At 55.9% G+C, this 20,313-nt stretch carries 18 protein-coding genes and 1 pseudogene; 3 read left to right on the top strand and 16 right to left on the bottom strand.

The annotated features are described in order from the left end of the window. The first annotated feature begins 501 nt into the window (after positions 1-501). Positions 502-2,973, top strand: a complete 2,472-nt coding sequence (locus MIM_RS20730) for a membrane-bound PQQ-dependent dehydrogenase, glucose/quinate/shikimate family (protein WP_025374672.1) — start codon at positions 502-504, stop codon at positions 2,971-2,973. A 106-nt stretch (positions 2,974-3,079) separates the two neighbouring features. On the opposite strand, the gene MIM_RS20735 is transcribed toward MIM_RS20730, so the two are convergent. Beyond that, complete coding sequence (locus tag MIM_RS20735) at positions 3,080-3,865, bottom strand: IclR family transcriptional regulator (RefSeq protein WP_025374673.1); 786 nt, start codon at positions 3,863-3,865, stop codon at positions 3,080-3,082. A 195-nt stretch (positions 3,866-4,060) separates the two neighbouring features. Between MIM_RS20735 and MIM_RS20740 the strand changes: the two genes are divergently transcribed. After that, positions 4,061-4,807, top strand: coding sequence for an SDR family oxidoreductase (locus tag MIM_RS20740; protein ID WP_025374674.1), 747 nt, complete (start codon positions 4,061-4,063; stop codon positions 4,805-4,807). 317 nt (positions 4,808-5,124) lie between these two features. Here MIM_RS20740 and MIM_RS20745 read toward each other — a convergent pair whose 3' ends face one another. From MIM_RS20745 to MIM_RS20800, 11 genes and pseudogenes are all read right to left on the bottom strand, one after another. Next, positions 5,125-6,630 carry a tripartite tricarboxylate transporter permease gene (locus MIM_RS20745; protein WP_025374675.1) on the bottom strand — a complete coding sequence of 502 codons (1,506 nt, stop codon included), beginning with the start codon at positions 6,628-6,630 and terminating at the stop codon, positions 5,125-5,127. Between the two features lie 103 nt (positions 6,631-6,733). Further along, positions 6,734-7,180 (bottom strand): annotated as a pseudogene (locus MIM_RS20750) (tripartite tricarboxylate transporter TctB family protein); the annotation flags it as partial. 102 nt (positions 7,181-7,282) lie between these two features. Then, positions 7,283-8,272: a tripartite tricarboxylate transporter substrate binding protein BugE gene (locus tag MIM_RS20755; protein WP_144084706.1), complete on the bottom strand. Its 990-nt coding sequence runs from the start codon at positions 8,270-8,272 to the stop codon at positions 7,283-7,285. Positions 8,273-8,957: 685 nt separating this feature from the next. Next, positions 8,958-9,938 carry a branched-chain amino acid ABC transporter permease gene (locus tag MIM_RS20765; protein ID WP_025374679.1) on the bottom strand — a complete coding sequence of 327 codons (981 nt, stop codon included), beginning with the start codon at positions 9,936-9,938 and terminating at the stop codon, positions 8,958-8,960. Beyond that, positions 9,935-10,822, bottom strand: a complete 888-nt coding sequence (locus tag MIM_RS20770; RefSeq protein ID WP_025374680.1) for a branched-chain amino acid ABC transporter permease — start codon at positions 10,820-10,822, stop codon at positions 9,935-9,937. The genes MIM_RS20765 and MIM_RS20770 overlap by 4 nt, the downstream gene beginning before the upstream one ends. A gap of 85 nt (positions 10,823-10,907) precedes the next feature. Further along, positions 10,908-12,104 carry an ABC transporter substrate-binding protein gene (locus MIM_RS20775; RefSeq protein ID WP_025374681.1) on the bottom strand — a complete coding sequence of 399 codons (1,197 nt, stop codon included), beginning with the start codon at positions 12,102-12,104 and terminating at the stop codon, positions 10,908-10,910. A 44-nt stretch (positions 12,105-12,148) separates the two neighbouring features. Further along, positions 12,149-12,868 carry an ABC transporter ATP-binding protein gene (locus MIM_RS20780; protein ID WP_025374682.1) on the bottom strand — a complete coding sequence of 240 codons (720 nt, stop codon included), beginning with the start codon at positions 12,866-12,868 and terminating at the stop codon, positions 12,149-12,151. Then, positions 12,865-13,638 carry an ABC transporter ATP-binding protein gene (locus MIM_RS20785; RefSeq protein ID WP_025374683.1) on the bottom strand — a complete coding sequence of 258 codons (774 nt, stop codon included), beginning with the start codon at positions 13,636-13,638 and terminating at the stop codon, positions 12,865-12,867. Before MIM_RS20785 ends, MIM_RS20780 begins: the two co-directional genes overlap by 4 nt. A gap of 80 nt (positions 13,639-13,718) precedes the next feature. Continuing rightward, positions 13,719-13,973 carry a hypothetical protein gene (locus MIM_RS20790; RefSeq protein ID WP_144084707.1) on the bottom strand — a complete coding sequence of 85 codons (255 nt, stop codon included), beginning with the start codon at positions 13,971-13,973 and terminating at the stop codon, positions 13,719-13,721. Positions 13,974-14,176: 203 nt separating this feature from the next. Then, positions 14,177-14,533, bottom strand: coding sequence for an ArsR/SmtB family transcription factor (locus tag MIM_RS20795; protein ID WP_084459119.1), 357 nt, complete (start codon positions 14,531-14,533; stop codon positions 14,177-14,179). Beyond that, positions 14,526-15,041, bottom strand: coding sequence for an SRPBCC family protein (locus tag MIM_RS20800; RefSeq protein WP_025374686.1), 516 nt, complete (start codon positions 15,039-15,041; stop codon positions 14,526-14,528). The genes MIM_RS20795 and MIM_RS20800 overlap by 8 nt, the downstream gene beginning before the upstream one ends. A 404-nt stretch (positions 15,042-15,445) precedes the next feature. On the opposite strand from MIM_RS20800, the gene MIM_RS20810 reads away from it, so the two are divergent. Then, on the top strand, positions 15,446-16,423 hold the full coding sequence (locus MIM_RS20810) for a tripartite tricarboxylate transporter substrate-binding protein (RefSeq protein ID WP_025374688.1): 978 nt from the start codon (positions 15,446-15,448) through the stop codon (positions 16,421-16,423). A 151-nt stretch (positions 16,424-16,574) separates the two neighbouring features. Here MIM_RS20810 and MIM_RS20815 read toward each other — a convergent pair whose 3' ends face one another. From MIM_RS20815 to eda, 4 genes are all read right to left on the bottom strand, one after another. Beyond that, positions 16,575-17,483, bottom strand: a complete 909-nt coding sequence (locus MIM_RS20815; RefSeq protein WP_025374689.1) for an aldose 1-epimerase — start codon at positions 17,481-17,483, stop codon at positions 16,575-16,577. Further along, on the bottom strand, positions 17,476-18,330 hold the full coding sequence (gene otnI, locus MIM_RS20820) for a 2-oxo-tetronate isomerase (protein ID WP_025374690.1): 855 nt from the start codon (positions 18,328-18,330) through the stop codon (positions 17,476-17,478). Before otnI ends, MIM_RS20815 begins: the two co-directional genes overlap by 8 nt. Further along, positions 18,330-19,325, bottom strand: coding sequence for an Ldh family oxidoreductase (locus tag MIM_RS20825; protein WP_025374691.1), 996 nt, complete (start codon positions 19,323-19,325; stop codon positions 18,330-18,332). Before MIM_RS20825 ends, otnI begins: the two co-directional genes overlap by 1 nt. A 323-nt stretch (positions 19,326-19,648) precedes the next feature. After that, the gene (gene eda, locus MIM_RS20830) at positions 19,649-20,278 is read right to left on the bottom strand and encodes a bifunctional 4-hydroxy-2-oxoglutarate aldolase/2-dehydro-3-deoxy-phosphogluconate aldolase (protein WP_025374692.1); all 630 of its coding nucleotides are present in this window, start codon (positions 20,276-20,278) and stop codon (positions 19,649-19,651) included. Positions 20,279-20,313 lie beyond the last annotated feature (35 nt).

Raw genomic sequence — 20,313 nt, forward strand, 5'->3', positions numbered from 1 at the left:
CCCGGTCAGCCTGATATCTTATACATTGCCGGCATCTCCGCAAGGGATGCCGGTTTTTTGTTGCACCACTGTGCGGGTTCGATAGTTCTTTTTCATGAGCATGTACCTCCGTAAATTGCGTCTGATTAATCAGCCTGGCCAGATCGCAGTCTGAAAGCCACAGCACCTATCTGGCCGCTTTCTTGAAGACGACTTCTTCAGCATCAAGTTTTAACAATATTTATATCACACCTGGTGTGATATAAATGCCGCGTTGAGCATGGATCAAAACCGTTGCGGCCTGAACCATAACGATGGACGTGGACCGTTCAGCCCCATACCCATGAACATTTGGGAACAAATGTCCGTGTTCACGAACCGGTTATTCGACACACTGCAGTGCTAGAATGACAAAATCGGATCTGACACAGTGCTGGCCATGCCTGCTGCTTCGTTTTCAGGACATGTCGATAGCCACCATCGTGTCTATGACAAATGTATTCCCAACCTTCGGAGCAGATCATGAACGCCATCGCGGCATTACTCACGCTACTATCCGGTCTGGTGCTCGCCGCCGGAGGCGGCTGGCTGTTGTCCCTTGGGGGCAGCATCTATTACGTGTCAGCGGGCATAGTCCTGCTGATTACGGCATTCCTTCTGTTCAACCGCAGACCTTTCGCGCTTGTGCTCTATGCTGCCTTCCTGATCGGTACGGCCGTGTGGGCGTTTTTCGAATCCGGCTATGACTGGTGGCCGCTGGCGGCCCGTCTGGGGTTTTTCCTGATTCTTGGCATTATCCTGCTCCTGCCCGGCGTTGCACACCCGAAACGCAGCCGGCTTGAATCCGACAGGCGTATGGCCTCCAACGAAACCACTAATGCCAAAGCCGTGCTGGCCGTGATTACGATCGTGATTGCGATTGGCACGCTGGGCAGTATCGCCAATCCAACGCATGAGCTCGAAGGACAATTGCCTGACGCCGTGGTGAGCGCAGAGCCGGATATGGGCAACAATGCCACTACCGGTGATAATGACTGGCATGCATACGGCCGTACGGGTTACGGTCAACGCTACTCACCGCTGAGCCAGATTACTCCGGAGAATGTCAGCAAGCTGAAACTGGCGTGGTCCTATCAGACCGGCGATGTGAAGGGCGAAGGCGACACCAATGAGTTCACCTACCAGGCAACACCCATCAAGATAGGTAATACGCTTTACCTTTGTACGCCTCATAACTGGGCGATAGCGCTGGACGCCGATACCGGCGAGAAAAAATGGGAATACAAGGCCGATGTGGTGGCCGATGGCCAGCGTCAGCACCAGACGTGCCGAGGCCTGTCCTATTGGGCTGGTGACGCCGCCGCAACCGGCGCGGCAGCGTCAACCGCCAGCGAAACCGCAACGGCAACGGCCGACAATGGTCAGGCCGATGCAGCGAGTGCCACGCCCGCCCCCGCAGCAGCATCAACGGGTTCCGGCGCTGCTTGCAGCAGCCGCCTGTTTCTGCCCACAGCCACAGCCAAGCTGATTGCGCTGGATCCGCAAACCGGTGAAGTATGTAAGGATTTTGCTGATAATGGCCAGCTGGATCTGACCCATAATATGCCGTTCAAGCAGCACGGCTATTATTACTCCACCTCCCCTCCCGTGGTGGCCAATGGCAAAATCGTGGTGGCCGGCGCAGTCAATGACAACTATGATATCAACTCACCCTCCGGCGTGATCCGCGCCTATGACGTTCGCAGCGGCAAACTGTTGTGGAACTGGGACTCGGGCAATCCTGACGATACCGCGCCATTCGATCCGAACAATCCGGATCAGAAATACACGGTAAGCTCGCCCAACAGCTGGTCTGTGGGCAGTGTCGATGAAAAGCTGGGCCTGGTGTATTTCCCTATGGGCAATCGCACACCTGACCAGCTCGGCCGCTACCGCAACGAGCATGAAGAAAAATATGCCACTTCAGTGGTCGCACTGGATCTGAACAACGGCCAGGCCAAATGGGTTCATCAGTTCATTCACCACGATCTGTGGGATATGGACACGCCCGCTCAGCCCACCCTGATGGATATCAGCACCGCCAGCGGCGTGGTGCCTTCTCTGGTCGTTCCCACTAAACAGGGGGACATTTATGTGCTGGATCGTCGCACCGGTGATGCCGTGTTGCCGGTACGTGAAGTCAAGGCGCCACAAGGCACGATTGAAGGCGAGCACAGCGCGCCGACACAGCCGGAATCGGCCCTGAACTTCAAGCCCGATCCGCTGACCGAGGGCAAGATGTGGGGTGGCACGCCATTTGACCAGTTATGGTGCCGCATCCAGTTCAAGACCCTGCGCTACGAAGGTCAGTACACACCGCCATCGCTGCAGGGAACGATTGTCTATCCGGGCAACTTCGGCGTGTTTAACTGGGGTGGCATTGCGGTAGATCCGAAACGCCAGGTGATGTTCGGTATGCCGCTGCAACTGGCGTTTGTATCCCAATTGGTACCCAAAGAAGCACTGGGCAAGGATGTGCAGATGAACGTCGGCGAACAGGGCGTCAATAGCAATGAAGGTGCACCATACGCCGTCAACATGCATCCTTTCCTCTCGCCACTGGGCGTGCCGTGCCAGCAACCGCCATGGGGCTCGGTCGCGGGCGTAGACCTGCGTACAGGCAAGACTGCGTGGAAACACAAGAACGGTACGATTCATGATCTGTCTCCGCTGCCGCTGCCCATCACCATGGGTGTGCCAGGCATCGGCGGCCCCATGATCACCGGTTCAGGCGTCGTGTTTATGGGCGCAGCCGTGGATGATTATCTGCGCGCCTATGATCTGACCACCGGCAAGGTATTGTGGGATGCCCGACTGCCGGCTGGCGGACAGGCCACACCAATGACCTATCTGAACAGCAAAAATGAGCAGATGGTTGTCCTGGTTGTCGGCGGACATGGTTCTATCGGCACCAAACTGGGCGACTACGTCATGGCCTACAAACTGGCTCAGTAACAAGGCGGTATCGCAGAAAGCAGTACCGCAGGGACGTTGTCGCCACAGCCCCGAGGCTGGCGGCAGCGTTGTCGCCCCACTCGCAAGCCTGCGCGCCAACAGCGGATTATTGATGCCCCAGTCGACGCGAGATGCGCTCTGCCGTCTCCAGCAGCATCGGACGTATGGCGTCGGCCGACGGTGTATGCAAGGCGTCAATCCGCGCGATATGCGGCACATTAACAGCTGCAATAACCTGCCCGTGCTCATTGCGCACGGGTGCCGCAATATTGGTCACCCCCTGGATCTGGCGACTTTTCATCACCGAACACCCGGCTTTTCTGACACTGGCCAGTTGCCGGCGCAGCTGCGCTTCCGTCAGGGTGAGTTCGCCGTCGGTAGGCACGTGGGTCTGCAGCATGCGTTCACGTTCCTCATCATTACAGAATGCCAGCAGCACCTGCCCCGACGAGGTATCACCCAGGCCCATTTCCGTGCCCAGCTTTAAGCTGAGGGACCAGCGGGCCGGGCTGTCCACCTGGGCGATAATGACCAGCCTGCCCTGTCGGTAAATACTCAGATGACAGGACTGCTGGCATTGTACGGCCAGCTCCTGCAACAGCGGCAAGGCGCATTCAGTGAGCTGGCGTACGGGATAATGGCGATGCGCAAGATGAAACAGTCGCAGTGTAAGGGTATAGCGATCGCCCGCATCAGCAGCAATATAGCCCAGTTCCTGGAGCACAATCACCATGCGGAAAATTTCACTGACCGAGCGCCCCAGCCGGGCGCTTAGTTCATTCATGGTGCAACCTTGCGGGCTTTCGCTCAGCACTTCAAGAATCGCCATCCCTTTTTCCAGCGCAGGCGCAGAATAGCGTGATGGGTTAGCACCGGGCGTCTTTTCAGTCATAAAATTGAAGTTTTACTGATAAAAATGATGTCAGAGTATACGAGGTTTTGCCTGGCTCTGGTCGGGTATTGGGGTAAATACTCAGTTAAGGAACGAGAGCGATGATTGAAGCGCGCCGGTTAATCCGGTAAGATAGCGCTGTTTGTTTATATATCAAAACGATTTTTATTAATGAAAACCAAAGGAGGGGTTCCCATGGGACAGCGTCTGGCAGGAAAAACGGTACTCATCACGGCCGCAGGCCAGGGCATTGGCAGGGCGACAGCAGAATTGTTCGCCAGCGAAGGCGCCAAAGTATATGCCACCGATATTAACGAAGCACTGCTGGCCGAACTCAAAGGCTGCGAAACCCGCAAGCTGGACGTAACCAAGCCTGAGCAGATTGCCGCGCTGCAAAAGGAAATCGGCACGGTAGATGCGCTGTTCAATTGCGCCGGATATGTGCACGACGGCAATATTCTCGGATGCGAACAGAAAGACTGGGACTTTTCCTTTGATCTGAACGTGACGTCCATGTATCACATGATTCGCGCCTTCCTGCCCGGCATGCTGGAGAAAAAACAGGGTTCCATTATCAATATGGCCTCTGCCGCATCAAGCGTCAAAGGCGTACCCAACCGCTTTGTTTACGGCACTACCAAGGCAGCGGTCATCGGGCTGACCAAGGCCGTCGCCGCCGACTACGTTGGTCAGGGCATTCGTTGCAATGCGATTTGTCCCGGCACCGTGGAATCTCCCTCGCTCAAAGACAGGATCGCCGGACAGGCCAAAAAATATGGCACATCCGAAGACGAAATGCGCGCCAACTTCGTCTCGCGTCAGCCTATCGGCCGGGTTGGCCGTCCAGAGGAAATCGCCTATCTGGCTTTATACCTGGCTTCAGATGAATCGGTTTACACCACTGGCACGACGCAAATCATTGACGGCGGCTGGTCACTGTAATCGTGCAGGCCGGTTTTGTCGGACCGGGCCAAACCGGCACTGAATACCGTTTACTACCGGCAAAAAAGAGTAGCGGGATCCGACAACGCCTCTGTTCAAAAATCATAAAGCGTGCTCACCTCCCGGCTGGCACGCTTTATTGCTTTTGCTTTATTGCTTTATTGCTCTTGGCATTGGCCGCATGGGTCGCCCCCCTGGTCTCTATCGTCCCCATTGAGCCTGCACAATAACACCAGATACAAAAATCCCCGCCTGATCGGATCCTTATTGTTTTTAACGGCAGATCCGGGCGGGGATTATTCTTTCAGAACGAGGGCTTAATCTTCTTCGACGAAGGTTTCCTCGCGTTTCTTGCGAATGGATGGGATAGCGACGATCACCACAAGAATGGCAGCAACGATCAGCAGTGACATGGACAATGGTCGTGTGACAAAGGTCGTGAAATCACCCCGTGATAGCAACAGGGCGCGACGGAAGTTTTCTTCCATCATAGGCCCCAGTACCAGACCCAGCAGCAAAGGCGCGCCTTCGCATTTCAGCTTGCTCCAGAAGTATCCGATAATGCCGAAAATCGCCATGATATAAATATCAAACACGTTGTAGTTCAGCGAATACACACCAACCGAGCAGAACAGCACGATCGCCGGGAACAGCACGCGGTATGGCACTTTGAGCAGTTTGACCCACAGGCCGATCAGCGGCAGGTTCAGAATAACCAGCATCAGGTTACCAATCCACATGGACACGATCAGACCCCAGAACAGATCGGGGTTGCTGCTCATGACCTGAGGGCCAGGCTGAATATTATGAATCGTCATTGCACCCACCATCAGCGCAGTAACGGCGTTACCCGGAATACCCAATGTGAGCAGCGGGATGAACGAGGTTTGTGCCGCTGCGTTATTGGCAGACTCAGGGCCAGCCAGACCGGCCGGGTGACCTTTACCGAAGCGCTCAGGATTTTTGGAGAGTTTTTTCTCCAGGGTATAGGACGCGAACGATGAAAGCACCGCGCCGCCACCAGGCAGAATACCCAATGCAGAACCCAGCAGCGTACCGCGCATGACGGCAGGAGCAGCTTCCTTGAATTCCTTTTTGTTCGGGTACAGGCTGCCGATTTTGTCGGTAATGTCGACACGGTTTTCCTTTTGCGCCAGGTTGTTCATGATCTCTGCCAGGCCGAAAACGCCCATCGCTACCACGGCAAAGTCAATCCCGTCCTGCAGCTCTGGTACGCCAAAGTCGAAGCGGGCCACGCCAGAGTTCACGTCGGTGCCCACCATACCCAGCAGCAGGCCCAGCAAAATCATGCAGATCGCTTTAGGCAACGAGCCGGAAGCCAGCACCACCGCACCAATCAGACCCAGCACCATTAACGAGAAGTACTCAGCCGGTCCGAACTTGAAGGCCACCTCAGCCAGAGGCGGAGCGAACGCGGCCAACAGCACAGTAGCGAAACAGCCGGCAAAGAACGAACCCAGTGCAGCGATGGCAAGTGCAGCCCCCGCTCGCCCGTTCTTGGCCATCTGGTGACCGTCGAGCACCGTGACCACCGCCGAGGTTTCCCCCGGTAGCGCCACCAGAATCGCCGTCGTTGACCCCCCGTACTGGGAGCCATAGTAAATCCCGGCGAGCATAATCAGACCGGCGACAGGAGGCAGAACGTAAGTGAGTGGCAGCAGCATGGCGATGGTGGGCACAGGGCCGATACCAGGCAGCACGCCGATCAGTGTTCCAAGAATACAACCGAGTAGCGCATACAGCAGATTTTCAGGCGTGAACGCCACTGAAAACCCCAGCGCCAAATGTTCAAGTAATTCCATAGTGTTATTTTCCTTTGAGACGACGTGCCAGCGTCACGACAGCAATGATGAGTGACAGCGGAACGAAGATCTGCGCAAGCAGAGACCATTCGCCGAACGGCACAGGCAGCATAGGGAAGATCAGACCGAGGCCCTTGATGAACGCAAGCCAGGTGAACAGCGTCAGGAAAATAGCATTGAAAATGGCGATTTTGATACTGAACTCATGACTGGCCAGGCTACTGAAGATGATCAGCAGAGGGACAGAAATATACAGTCCGAGATGGTCCAGCATAAGCGCAAAAATGGCAATGGAGCCGATGATCAGAAAAAGAATATCCCAATCGAAATGCCCGATGTCTGTGTCGTCCTGTGGTTCGCCCCTTAGGGAGCCCATAAAGACAACCGCACCAAGAAGAGCCAGGACCACACCCAGCCAGAATGGAAAATAACCCGGACCCATACGGGCAGGTGTACCCATGTCATAGGATTCGGAGAACACGGCAAAGCCCACTCCGATCACAATGAACATGACTCCTGACCAGAAATCCTGTTGATTTTTGATGTGCATAAATAACCTTCGTTTTTTAATTTACTTGCGCAAGAACATGCTGCGGCTGTCATGCAGCCGGGATGCCCAGTCCCGGATGCACGTGACAGTCAGCCTGATGCGTCAGTCGAGCTTGATATTGCCCTTCTTGACCACGTCCTTGGCCCAATCGAATTGTTGCTGAATTTCCTTGCCGAATTCTTCGGGGGTGTTACCGGAAACGAATGCGCCCTGTTTTTCCAGCGCTTCAACAACTTTGGGATCTTTCAGTGCTTCTACCGCCACACTGTTGAGTTTATCGATCACTTCCTTGGGTGTGCCGGCAGGAGCCAGAAGGCCATACCAGACAGGCTGATTCAGGTTTTCATAACCAAGCTCAGCGAAAGTGGGTACATCTTTGAGAGCAGGCAAGCGCTCTTTCCAGGCGATTGCCAGAGGCCGCAGGTTGCCACCTTGAATCTGGGGTAATGATGAAGGCAGATTGTCGAACAGAATTTGTATCTGTCCGCCGACAGCGTCGGTTACGGCTGGGCCCGAGCCACGGTAAGGCACGTGCACAATATCGGTTTGGGTGGTTTGTTTAAAGGCTTCTCCGGCCAGGTGCAGCACGCCGCAGGTACCAGAGGAACCGTAGGAATACTTGCCTGGGTTGGCCTTGATTTCTTCAAGAAAGGACTTGAAATCCTGGGAAGGGAATTTTGGATTGACTTCCAGGATGTTGGGTACGTTGGCGAAGTTGACTACGGGTGCGAAATCTTTCAGCGCATCGTAGCCCAGGCCTGTTGGTTTGCATGCGGGATTAACCGCCATGGTTGAGACAGTGGCGATAGACAGCGTATAGCCATCCGGTTTGGCACGGGCCGCTTCAGTCGCACCCAGTGCACCGCCAGCGCCGCCTTTGTTTTCAACGACCATGGGTTTGCCCAGAATGTCACTCATTTTTGACGTCACAACACGGGCAACGATATCTGTAGAGCCGCCGGGTGCAAACGGCACAATCACGCGAATAGGTTTACTTGGATAATCCTGTGCCTGTGCAGGGCCCATGGCTACGGCACTGAGGCAAAGAGCGGCTGTAACAACTGAAAAAAGGGTACGCTTTTTCATTGACATTCCTTGGTTATAGAATTCTCGGAGATGGCATCATTTCAGATGCAATCCTGGCGGCTTTAATTCAAACACCGTGGCGGATTGCGCGCACTTGGCTTTAATTAAAACAAGATAGTATTAAGGAACATGCACCGGAGGCAAGCCTTAATAATTGAACTTAGGGTAATTGCGTAGACATTGATGCCTTGTAACCGCGCAGTAATGTGATGTCCTGGTGCGCTGTGTTTGCGCAAACGCTCCGCTATGAGACAAATGTGATACTACAACTGATGTGCATGTGAATTCCGCGATTGCCCAGGGTTTAACATCATATGGCCTCAGGTTTACACATATGTGAATAATTCAAGAAGTGCCTGCTGGCGCACAACCATTCATTGTCTGATATCCGATATGGCTGTACTGGCGGGTGGTGTCATCGTCGACAGCAGCATGCATGATGATTACGCATGCGCAAAGCCAGGGCCCGGTTTTTTCGGCCCTGCAGTCATTCTGAAACAAATAGCGCGTGCAACACAATACCGGCGGCAAATGAACATTCGCCGTTCTGTCATCAGCGTGAGGCCCGCGAGCGCGCTGCATCCCGAATAACGCATCGGCATAGGCAACATCAACCAACAGAAAACAAAACAGCCCGCCAGGGCAGTCTGAGGCGGGCTGAAGGCATTTGCGGCAGGGCCGCAGGGGGTAACTACTGCTTGTTGCGATTGGCCGGCAGCAGGGCCAGCAGCTCGCCGACAATACCCTTGCGGAAGGCCATCACACACAGGATGAAAATCAGCCCCATGACAATGGTGACCGATTCACCCAGCGTCTGAAACCACTGAATACCGGTAGAACTGGCCAGAACACGTCCGATATCGCCGATTTTGTTCTCGATAAACACCACGATCAGCGCGCCGATCACAGGCCCGGTAAAGGTACCCACGCCGCCGATCAGTGTCATCAGCACCACCGTGCCGGACATCTGCCACATGGCGTCTGACAGGGTTGCAGACACAAACACCAGGGTTTTGGTGGCACCCGCCAGGCCTGCCAGGCCTGCAGACAGCACAAAGGCCAGCAGCTTGAACTTGTCTATGTCATAGCCCAGCGACACGGCACGCGGCTCGTTTTCCTTGATGGCATGCAACACCTGACCAAAGGGGGACTTGACGGTGCGCCAGCAGATGAAATAGCCGATGATGAAAATGACAATCACCAGATAGTACAGATTCAAATCATTGCTCAGGTCGATCAGGCCAAACAGCTTGCCGCGTGGCACGCCTTGCAGGCCATCTTCGCCACCGGTAAAAGGCGCCTGCAGAAAATAGAAGAAAACCATCTGCGCCATGGCAAGCGTAATCATGGTGAAATAAATGCCGCTGCGCCGGATGGCCAGCCAGCCCACAATCAATCCCAGCAGCGCGGCAATCACTACGCCAAATAGAATACCAAGCTCGGGCGACAGTCCCCAGATCTTGATGGCATGGCCGGCCGCATAAGCTGCACCACCGAAGAAAGCGGCATGGCCAAATGAGAGCAGGCCTACATAACCCAGCAGCAGATTGAAGGCGCAGGCGAACAGCGCATAACACAGGATTTTCATGACGAAAATCGGATAGACACCCAAAGCAGGCAGAAAGGCCAGTGCCAGGGCAAAAATCAGCAAGGCAAGCAGTTGGCGGTTCATTTCACTTTCCCGAAGAGTCCGGCTGGACGCAATAATAAGACAATTGCCATAATAATGAAGACGACCGTGCTGGACGCTTCCGGCCAGAATACTTTGGTGAGCCCTTCAATGACGCCCAGTCCGAGACCGGTGACAATCGAGCCCATAATAGAGCCCATGCCACCAATCACCACCACAGCGAATACGACAATAATAAGATTCGATCCCATCAGCGGGGATACCTGCAGCACCGGTGCTGCCAGCACGCCGGCAAAACCGGCCAGGGCAACGCCAAAGCCATACGTGAGCGTAACCATGAGCGGCACATTGATGCCGAAGGCTTCCACCAGCTTGGAGTTCTCGGTGCCGGCGCGCAGCAAGGCGCCCAGCCTGGTACGCTCAATCACATACCAGGTCACCAGGCAGGCGATAATCGACGCGGCGACCACCCAGCCGCGATAGATGGGCAGCACCATGAATCCCAGGTTGACTGCGCCACGCAATGATTCGGGCGTCGGATAAGGCTGTCCGGATACGCCGTACATACTGCGGAAAATACCTTCAATAAGCAGGGTCAGGCCGAAAGTGAGCAGCAGGCCGTATAAGTGATCCAGCTTGTACAGATGACGCAACAGCAGCCGCTCGATGATAATGCCGAGCAGGCCCACAACGAGCGGAGCAACAATCAGCATGACCCAGTAGTTCAGGCCCAGAAACTGCAGGCCCATCCACGCCACGAAGGCTCCGAGCATATACAGTGCGCCGTGAGCGAAGTTAATCACATTGAGCAGGCCGAAGATCACGGCCAGGCCAAGCGATAGCACTGCATAGAAAGAGCCGTTCACCAGGCCCAGCAGAATCTGGCCCAGAAAAGCAGCAAGGGGTATGCCAAAAATGGTAATCATATTTCAATGACTGAGTCGGTTTAAATAACATGTATGAATCCGGCAGGCACTCAAGTGGTGTGCCTGCCAGAATAGGCCTGCAGAATCAGAGCTTGCAGGTTGATTCGCTTTCAGGACCGTAAGCAACATCGCCCGGTACCTTTTCCACCACCTTGTAATAATCCCAAGGTCCTTTGGACTCTTCCGGTGTTTTCACCTGCATCAGATACATATCATGCACGACCAGGCCGTCCTTGCGGGTCACACCGTCTTTCATGAACATATTGTTGATCTTGTTGGATTTGAACCATTTGATGATTTCATCACCGTTATCGGTTTTGGTTTCCGCCACGGCTTTCAGGTACGTACCCACGGCCGCATAGTCACCGGCCTGCAGGAACGATGGCTTGCGCTTGACCCGGTCTTCGAATTTCTTAGACCAGGCGCGTGACTCATCATCCTGATCCCAGTACCAGGAAGACGTCAGGTATAGGCCCTGTGTGGTTTTCAGGCCAAGCGAGTGCACGTCGTTAATGAACACCAGCAGCCCTGCAGGCTTGATGGCAGGAAATACACCGAATTCGCTGCCGGCTTTCATGGAGTTGATGAAGTCGCCGCCGGCATTGGCCAGACCCATGATCTGTGCGCCGGAAGACTGCGCCTGCAGCATGTAGGAAGAGAAGTCGGTGGTACCCAGTGGCACGCGTACCGAACCCACTACTTCACCCTTGTTGGCTTTGACAACCGTGGTGGTATCGGCCTCAAGAGAGTGACCGAAAGCATAGTCGGCGGTCAGGAAAAACCATTTGGTGCCGCCCTGTTTAACCACAGCGCCACCGGTTACATTGGCCAGCGCCTTGGTGTTGTATGCATAGTGAATGGTGTAAGGCGTACAGTTTGCATTGGTCAGCGCCGTGGTACCTGGGCCGATGGCAATATAGGGCACTTTCTTGCCGGCTGCAACCGCGGCGGATGCCAGTGCCGTAGCCGAGTTGGTGCCGCCAATAATCATGTCGACTTTATCCTGGTCAATCCATTGCCGTACCCGGGCCGATGCCACGTCGGCCTTGTTCTGGTGATCGGCGCTGAGCACTTCGATTTTCTTACCATCGATCGCACCACCGGCGTCTTCGATCGCCATTTTGATCGCTTCCACACCACCCTTGCCATCAATATCGGAATAGACGCCTGACATATCGGTAATGAAACCGATGCGGATGACATCATCAGAAATGCCCGCAGCCATGGCCTGGGTGCCCAGCGTTGCCAGTGCAAGCGCGCAGAATGTTTTTGTGAGTCTCATCGTTACTCTCCAATAAATACCATTAATTGTTGTAGATGGGCTCGTCAAACGCCAAGCAGCTCGTTCAACGTGTCCTGTTTTGCAGTCAGTTGTGCAGCCGGAAAAGATTCTACGATTTCACCATGTTCCATGACATAAAAATGATCTGCCAGGGGCGCGGCAAAGTGAAAATTCTGTTCGACCATGATAATGGTCAGCCCCTTTTGCTTGAGCGTCGTAATCATGCGGGCCAGCGCCTGCACAATGACCGGGGCCAGCCCTTCGGAAATTTCGTCCAGCAGCAGAATATCGGCACCGGTACGCAGAATGCGCGCCACGGCCAGCATCTGCTGTTCGCCGCCCGAGAGCCGGGTGCCGGGCGAGTTGCGTCGCTCCTTCAGGTTCGGGAACATGGCATAGATCTCGTCCAGCGACATGACGTTGCTTGCGGCTTCGTTGTTTTTCAGCGGTGGCGGCAGCAGCAGATTTTCCTCACAGCTCAGGCTGGAAAAAATGCCACGTTCTTCCGGGCAATAGCCAATACCCAGGTGTGCAATCTTGTGAGTAGGCAGGCTGATGGCCTCTGCGCCATGAATCCGCACTGAACCCTTACGGCTGCCGGTCAGGCCCAGCATGGCACGCATGGTAGTGGTGCGGCCGGCGCCATTACGCCCCAGCAGCGTCACGACACTGCCTTTGGGCACAGTCATGTTTACGCCATGCAGAATATGTGATTCGCCATACCAGGCGTGCAGATCTTTTATTTCAAGGGCAAGCGCGCTCATGCATGCGCTCCCTGCAGTACGGCATCGGCAGTGCCCATATAGGCTTCCATGACAGCGGGATTGGTTGAAACGGTTGCGTAATCGCCTTCGGCCAGCACGGTTCCGCGCGCCAGCACCGTAATGCGATCAGCAATAGAGGAGATGACATTCATATTGTGTTCGACTATCAGAATGGTGCGGCCGGCACTGACTTTCTTGATCAATCGCGTGACGCGGTCTACGTCTTCGTGCCCCATGCCCTGCGTGGGTTCATCCAGCAGCATCAGTTCGGGTTCCATCGCCAGCGTGGTGGCAATTTCCAGTGCACGCTTGCGACCGTAAGGCAGACTGGATGTAATATGGTCCTGAAACTCCAGCAAATCCACTTCTGCCAGAAGCGCGCGGGCTCGATCGTTGAGCTTGTCCAGCGACGCGTCGCTTTTCCAGAAATGAAACGAAGTGCCTTCTTCACGCTGCAGCCCGATGCGTACATTTTCAAGTACCGTCATATTGGGAAAGACAGCTGAAATCTGGAACGAACGGATGATTCCCTTGCGTGCAATTTGTGCAGGCTTTGCCGATGTAATATTCTGACTGTTGAAGAAAATTTCGCCCGAAGTGGGTGTGATAAATTTTGTCAGCAGGTTAAAGCATGTTGTTTTACCTGCGCCGTTAGGGCCAATAAGCGCATGGATGGAGCCTCTTTCCACCCGCAGATCAACGGCATTCACCGCTACAAAACCAAGGAATTCCTTGGTTAGTTTTTTTGTCTCTAATATTAGATCTGTCATATTCTTGTCTTGTGAAACCCGCAAGAAAGCAGGTGGTTCACCCGCTGCCGTATGTAGCAGACAGTATGCTTACGAACACGTCAATTTGCTATTAGTGCTAACCATAGGTGAATAACCAACTGCAATATTTGATAGCAAAATAAGGCATAAAGAAAGAAGATCGAATAAAAAAACCACTTTTGCAGCGCATTGTCTGTCGCATAGGCGACAATCGTTTCAAACGCGCAGCGGCGATGGTGCCGATAGGCAGATGCATGACACGTGGCACAGCCGTGAGCGCGCCGGTTTTCAACCCGCTTGCCGTTGCCGGCACGCGACTGGAAACCTGCGGCCACAGATTATTTCAATTGTGATTTATGATGCGATGCCGGTAGCGCACAGGCACGGTCGGCCTTGCCTGATTGATGGCGGCAACGCCGGTTCCGCGGCGCTTTCCGTCCCGCTTCCTGACCCTGACTCTGACTCTGATCCTGGGCCTGGGCCTGGGCCCGGCCGATAGCGCGTTGCATTCATGTGGCCCGTCCTGGCCGTGGTCGCATCAGGAATCGGTGTTCGGCTGATCCGGCTCGACGATATGCCGCAGGCGTTCAATGGCGCGATCCCAGCCTGCGGAAATGCCGTACAGAAAGGCTTGTGCTTCGGCCAATCGCTGCGGTTTCAGCGTATAGAATACTTCGCGGCCGTGCCGTTGATGCTGCACCAGCCCCGCGCCTTCCAGCACCTGCAAATGCTTGATGATGGCCTGACGCGTAACCTGCGCGTTTTCAGAAAGCCGCGAGGCCGTTTGCGCACCTTGTCCCACCAGCCGCTGCACCAGGGCAAGCCGGGTACCATCGCCAAGCGCAAAGAATACCGGTGCCATATGCCGGTCTTCTGCAACTGTTTGATTAATCACGCTCGACATATTGCTTCACATTCCGGATCTGCGCTTCCCAGCCGCCGGTGTTCATCAGGAACGCGCGGGCGCGGCGGTGTGCCGGTACATCATCAAAGCCCGATTCGGTGATTGTCAACTGCGTACCGCCGGCAACGGGCGCCAGACGGAACTCGACCAGCGTCGTGGGCTCATTGTCGGGATCAGCCTGAGCGTCAATGCCGAAAGGGATCCAGCGAAAGCTGAAGTATCGCTCCGGCTCCATGGCCTGCACCGTGCAAAACGTCGTGCTCTCCTGCGGCAGGTTGACCGGCGCGGGCGTGACCCCGGCCTGGCGCTGATATTGCTCGATAACCGCTACGTCCAGCGGGCCAATGAATGTGCCTCGTATCGCCGCGCCTTCGATAAAAGGTCCTTCCAGCGCAACGCCGAACCACTGCCCGAATTCCTGGGCGTCGGTCAGGGCATGCCACACCCGGGCAACGGGCGCGGCGAGCGTGACGCTTTTTTCAATCTGATTTGAAGACATCTGCACCTCCTTTTGATGTGCAACCATATGGTTGCATTAAGTGTAAACCAGGAAAGCGCCACAGGCAATGGTTTTTTCAGTGCGGCTATTTTCAATACACAACAAAACAACCGCCCTGTACCGCACGGGGAATGCAGGGAGGTATTCGGGCGTGTTTATTACCAAATGTGCTTATAACAACGGAATGAATAAAGCGATGGGTGCGCAGCGCACCCACGTTTTGCAGAAACTTCATGGTCAACGCGTCGCGCTCCGTATGAGCTGCGCTGCCCAGGGGTTATCAAAATGAAAAAGCCTGCCTTTCGGATTTAGCGATAGGTTTTCAGGGCGTTTGCCGACATACTACCCGCCTGACGGGATCGCGCGCCCCACTGTGCGCCAACGCCCCATACGGAGACACTCATATGAACATTAATCCCCTGAGCCTTGCCGCGGCAATGGCCCTTGCTGGAACCCCCGCTCTGGCCACTGCTGCCGATTTTCCCCAACGTCCCATTTCAATGATCGTGCCTTTTGCCGCCGGCGGCCCGACCGATGTGGTCGCCCGCTCGCTTGCCAACGAAATGGGCAAGGTGCTCAAGCAGACCGTAGTGGTAGAAAACAGGACTGGCGCAGGCGGTACACTGGCCGCGGGTTATGTTGCGGCCGCCAAGCCGGACGGCCACACGATATTTCTGCACCACACCGGCATGGCCACAGCGCCCGCCATGTACAGCAAATTGCGCTATGACCCGCTCAAGAGCTTCGAGTACATTGGCGAAGTGGTTGACGTTCCTATGACGCTGATGGCGCGCGCCGATTTACCGCCGAACAATTTCAGGGAATTTGTCGATTACGCCAAGGCCAATGGCGATAAGATCAATCTGGCCAATGCCGGCCCGGGCGCCGTATCCCAGCTTTGCGGCTCGCTGTTGCAACAGGCCATGGGCGTGAAATTCACCACGGTCCCCTTCCAGGGCACAGGCCCTGCCATGACGGCCTTGATGGGCAAGCAGGTTGATGTGCTGTGCGACCAGACCACGCAAACCCTGCCGCATATCAAGGCAAAAGATCTGAAATTCTACGGCGTGACCACGCCCGAGCGGATCAGCCAGTTACCCGATGCACCGACCCTGGCCGAACAGGGCCTCAAAGGGTTCGAGGTTAAAGTATGGCATGGCCTGTATGCGCCTAAAGGCACACCCAGGCAGGCCGTAGACAAGCTGAACGAGTCCCTGAAGGTGGCCTTGAAAGCACCCGCGTTTGTGCAGCGAATGGAGCAACTGGGTGCGCAGATTGTCAGCGAGGACCGTCAGACACCCGAATCGCTGCAAAAATGGCTGGCCGCCGAAGTGGCCAAATGGGAGCCGATCCTGAAAGCGGAAAACATCAGCATCAACTAAAAGATTGTTTTCATTGTTTCTTAAGGCTGGTGGGGTGACTCACCGGATTGATGCCTGTGAAGCCCGTCTTCACAGGCTTTTTTAACCATTGAGTGCCCAGAAAAACCATACCCGTTCACTGGTGAGCCCGCTGCAAAGCAGCATCGAAGCGTCAATCGCTGAACGCGACATCAAATGTCATCACCGAAGTTAGCGACTGCCCCGGCTCCAGCGTTTGTCCGCCGACCTCAGTCGGACCGTAGGTGGCATTCAGATTGAAGGCATCAGACGTGTTGCTGACCGGCTCGGCGCAGAACCAGTCTTTGCACGGCGGACTATAGACCACCAGAAAATCCAGGGGCTGTGTCGCAGTCATGCGCAGGGTTCGGCGCTCGTCCGGCCAATGGATGTCTGCCACATGGTCCCAGCCGGTGAAGGGGTGATCAAACACATGCCGGTCTATCACAATGCCCTGTTTAAGTGCATCGGTATCCGGATGCATGGCCAGGTTCAGCGGCATCACCTCTTCGTCGCTGATCCATGCCTGGCCTACGCCTGCGGTGAGCGTCGTATTGGCATGACGAACGAAATACGGGTGATGGCCCAGACCCACCGGCATGACGCGATGGCCGGTATTGGTCACCGTCAGGTGTACCTTCAGACGTAACGGCTCCAGCACGAAACGCTGTTCGGCAATAAATGGATAGGGCCAGGCGTCTGCCTTGTGGGTATAACGAATGATCAGCTCGTTTTCCTGTTGCGATTGCACGGTCCAGGGCTTGTAACGCACAATGCCATGAATGCTGTGCGGTGAGTCTGGCCTGGGCGATGGGTAAGTGATACGCTGGCCTTCGAACTCGAAGGTCCCGTTGCGCAGCCGGCCGAACCAGGGCAGTAGCGGAAAACTGGACATTTCCGAGACCCATTCCTCTTCTATGGCCTGCGGCGATGCATCGCGCAGCCACGGACAGATAATATCGTCAATACGGTGCCGGTAGCCACAAATGGCGCCCCCGATATGAGGGGCAACAATCAGTTCGGCCTGGTCGGCACGCAGGGTAATCAGTTTCGTTTTACTCATTCCGTGTCCTATATATGTTCTGTCTTTGTCCGGCTGCTGCAGGCTGCGCTGCCGCTGCGGCAGCCGACCTGTAACGCTGCAGCCAGCCCAGCCCTTCCCGGGTACCGTGGGCCGGCCGGTACTCGCAGCCAATCCAGCCGTCGTAACCCAGCGCTTCCAGTTGTGTGAACACATATGAATAATTCAGTTCACCGGTATCGGGTTCATGGCGGTCCGGAGCGCCCGCAATTTGCATATGGCCAACCAGCCCGGCGCCGATCGATTCGGCAAGCTGACGAGTGACGTCGCCTTCGGTACGCTGGCAATGGTAAAGGTCCATCTGGATCCGCAGATTATCCATATTGACCTGCGCCAGCACATCGCGCGCCTGCGCCTGGCCCGACAAAAAATAACCGGGCATGTCTATCGGATTGATCGGTTCGATCATCAGATCCAGACCGGCACCCTGCAGCAACGAAGCCGCTTTGGATAACGTGTCCAGATACTGTTCCTGTGCCGCCGCATAGGCACCCCGGTCACGCACAATCCCGGCCATCACATGAATGCGCGGCACCCCCAGGATCAATGCGTAATCAATGGCTTTTTTTACGCCATCCAGGCATTCGGTCTGGCGACCCGGCAGGCAGGCCAGCCCTTTCTCACCCGCCGCCGCAACACCCGGCGGTGCATTAATCAGCACCTGCTGCAGACCATGGTCCTGCAACTGACGGGCGATAGCATGCGCCTCTTCATCATAGGGGAACAGGCATTCAACGCCCCTGAAGCCATCCTCTGCGGCCTGCGCGTAGCGCTCCAGGAAAGGTACTTCGGTATACAGCAAGGACAGATTTGCAGCAAATTTCAACATCATTCATATCCCATTTGTGCCAGCAGGCTATCCGGCACCGTAACGCCCTCTTCCTGAGCGGTATTGGCCAGATCATGGCGGCGTGCGCCGGGCAGGCGAACCCCGTCATCTTCCAGCATGGCAGCGATCAGATCCTCAAGACGATTGAAATACGTCTGCTGACCGGCAAGGGCCTTCGGATCGATCAGGATAAAGACCTGGCCGAGCCTGGGTTCATTGCCGGTGTCGTCATACAGCGGGTCGGCCTCATAGCCGAAATGGGCCCCGGTCAGCGCCACGCACAGCACTTCGACCATCAGGGCCAGCATAGACCCTTTGACGCCGCCGGCGGCCTGCATACTGCCCTTGAGCGCGGCCTTGGCGTCATTGGTGGGCCGGCCTTCGCTATCGAGGGCCCAGCCATCGGGAATGGGTTTATTATCACGTGCGGCCAGAATCACTTTCCCACGGGCGACTTGTGACAAAGACAGGTCAATCACCACCGGCTCGGCCTGCTCACGCGGAAAGGCCGCAGCAATGGGATTGGTGCCAAACAGCGGCCGCTTGCCACCCCAGGCGGTAATGGCCGATGGCGAGTTGCTGAAGGCCAGCCCGATCAGGCCCGCATGGGCTACCGGCTCCAGATGATAGGCCGCCATGCCGAAGTGATGACTGTTGGTCACGCCGGCAATGCAAATGCCGGTCTGTCTGGCTTTTTCTGTGGCCTTGGTAATGGCCAGTTCGCAGGCCGGAAAAGCCAGTCCGGTACGCGCATCAACCAGCAGCGCCGACGCCTTTTCCTGCACAATTTCCGGTACTGCAGCCCCGTCGGCCCGTCCCGAGGACAAGTGCAAGGCATAGCTGGGCACCCGCGATACGCCATGCGTGGCAATGCCGTGCGCATCCGCAAAAACCAGCGCCCTGGCGGTTGTCTCGGCCATATCCGGATTGGCGCCGGCCGCCTCCAGGGTATCCTTTGCTAAAGTAGTCAGGGAAGAAAGTGAAATTGTGCTCATGCTGCCTCGTCCATATTGTTGTGTCCCCATCCGTGGCGGTGCGGCTAACGTTCGCAGCACGACCTGTATCAGCCTAATGATAATTCAGGAAGGGCGAGCACTGCCGCAGATCATGACTGACGGCGGCAATTTGTCGATGCAGGTGTGGGATTGATGCAAATACAGGGGCAGTAGACAGCCTCGCGGCAGGTTGTGGGTTGCGGGTTGCGGGTTGCGGGCAGGATAGGGTAAAGGATAGGGACGCGTGGTCGATGAACAATCTGACGGTGGAGCCGGCAGGCCCCTGTGTCGTGGCCTGCTGGTGACAAATGCAATACGGGGCGTCAGGCCTGCTTTGCCTGAGCCAGCGCGCCTGCGGCCAGCGTCGTGATGCCCTGCCAGTCGCCCGCCTTCACCAGTTCGGCGGGTGCCAGCCAGGAGCCACCCACGCAGGCTACGTTAGGTAGCGCCAGATAGGTCGCCGCATTGGCCGCATGAATCCCGCCTGTCGGGCAAAAGACGATATCGGGCAGCGGGCTGTGCAGCGATTTGAGCAATGGTACCCCGCCGACGGCCTCTGCCGGAAAAAGCTTCTGGGCTGCAAAGCCGGCATCAAAGGCGTTCATGGCCTCGGTGGGCGTCGCCACGCCAGGCAGAAACGGCACCTTGTTGGCAGCCAGCGCCGGCAACAGCGCCGCCGGCAGACCCGGCGACACCGCAAAGCGGGCGCCCGCCTGCAGCGCCGCATCCAGCTGGTCTGCGTTCCGTACTGTACCCACGCCGATCAATGCGTCCGGAAACGCCTTGACCATTTCCCGTACGCCATCGAGTGCGGCAGGCGTACGCAGTGTGATTTCAAATGTGTTGATGCCGCCATCGAGCAACGCCCGGGTAACCTGCAGGGCCTCATCGACCGACTGAATCACCATGACCGGCATGACCGGACCGCGTTTGAGAATAGCAAGTGTATCCACGACAATATTTCCTTTGTGATTGATCCCGGCACAGG

It is taken from the genome of Advenella mimigardefordensis DPN7 (assembly GCF_000521505.1).
Taxonomy (GTDB): Bacteria; Pseudomonadota; Gammaproteobacteria; order Burkholderiales; family Burkholderiaceae_B; genus Advenella; species Advenella mimigardefordensis.

Coding starts and splice junctions, on each gene's coding strand:
- MIM_RS20730 (WP_025374672.1), top strand. CDS start 502: ATGAACGCCATCGCGGCATTACTCACGCTACTATCCGGTCTGGTGCTC.
- MIM_RS20735 (WP_025374673.1), bottom strand. CDS start 3,865: ATGACTGAAAAGACGCCCGGTGCTAACCCATCACGCTATTCTGCGCCT.
- MIM_RS20740 (WP_025374674.1), top strand. CDS start 4,061: ATGGGACAGCGTCTGGCAGGAAAAACGGTACTCATCACGGCCGCAGGC.
- MIM_RS20745 (WP_025374675.1), bottom strand. CDS start 6,630: ATGGAATTACTTGAACATTTGGCGCTGGGGTTTTCAGTGGCGTTCACG.
- MIM_RS20755 (WP_144084706.1), bottom strand. CDS start 8,272: ATGTCAATGAAAAAGCGTACCCTTTTTTCAGTTGTTACAGCCGCTCTT.
- MIM_RS20765 (WP_025374679.1), bottom strand. CDS start 9,938: ATGAACCGCCAACTGCTTGCCTTGCTGATTTTTGCCCTGGCACTGGCC.
- MIM_RS20770 (WP_025374680.1), bottom strand. CDS start 10,822: ATGATTACCATTTTTGGCATACCCCTTGCTGCTTTTCTGGGCCAGATT.
- MIM_RS20775 (WP_025374681.1), bottom strand. CDS start 12,104: ATGAGACTCACAAAAACATTCTGCGCGCTTGCACTGGCAACGCTGGGC.
- MIM_RS20780 (WP_025374682.1), bottom strand. CDS start 12,868: ATGAGCGCGCTTGCCCTTGAAATAAAAGATCTGCACGCCTGGTATGGC.
- MIM_RS20785 (WP_025374683.1), bottom strand. CDS start 13,638: ATGACAGATCTAATATTAGAGACAAAAAAACTAACCAAGGAATTCCTT.
- MIM_RS20800 (WP_025374686.1), bottom strand. CDS start 15,041: ATGTCTTCAAATCAGATTGAAAAAAGCGTCACGCTCGCCGCGCCCGTT.
- MIM_RS20810 (WP_025374688.1), top strand. CDS start 15,446: ATGAACATTAATCCCCTGAGCCTTGCCGCGGCAATGGCCCTTGCTGGA.
- MIM_RS20815 (WP_025374689.1), bottom strand. CDS start 17,483: ATGAGTAAAACGAAACTGATTACCCTGCGTGCCGACCAGGCCGAACTG.
- otnI (WP_025374690.1), bottom strand. CDS start 18,330: ATGTTGAAATTTGCTGCAAATCTGTCCTTGCTGTATACCGAAGTACCT.
- MIM_RS20825 (WP_025374691.1), bottom strand. CDS start 19,325: ATGAGCACAATTTCACTTTCTTCCCTGACTACTTTAGCAAAGGATACC.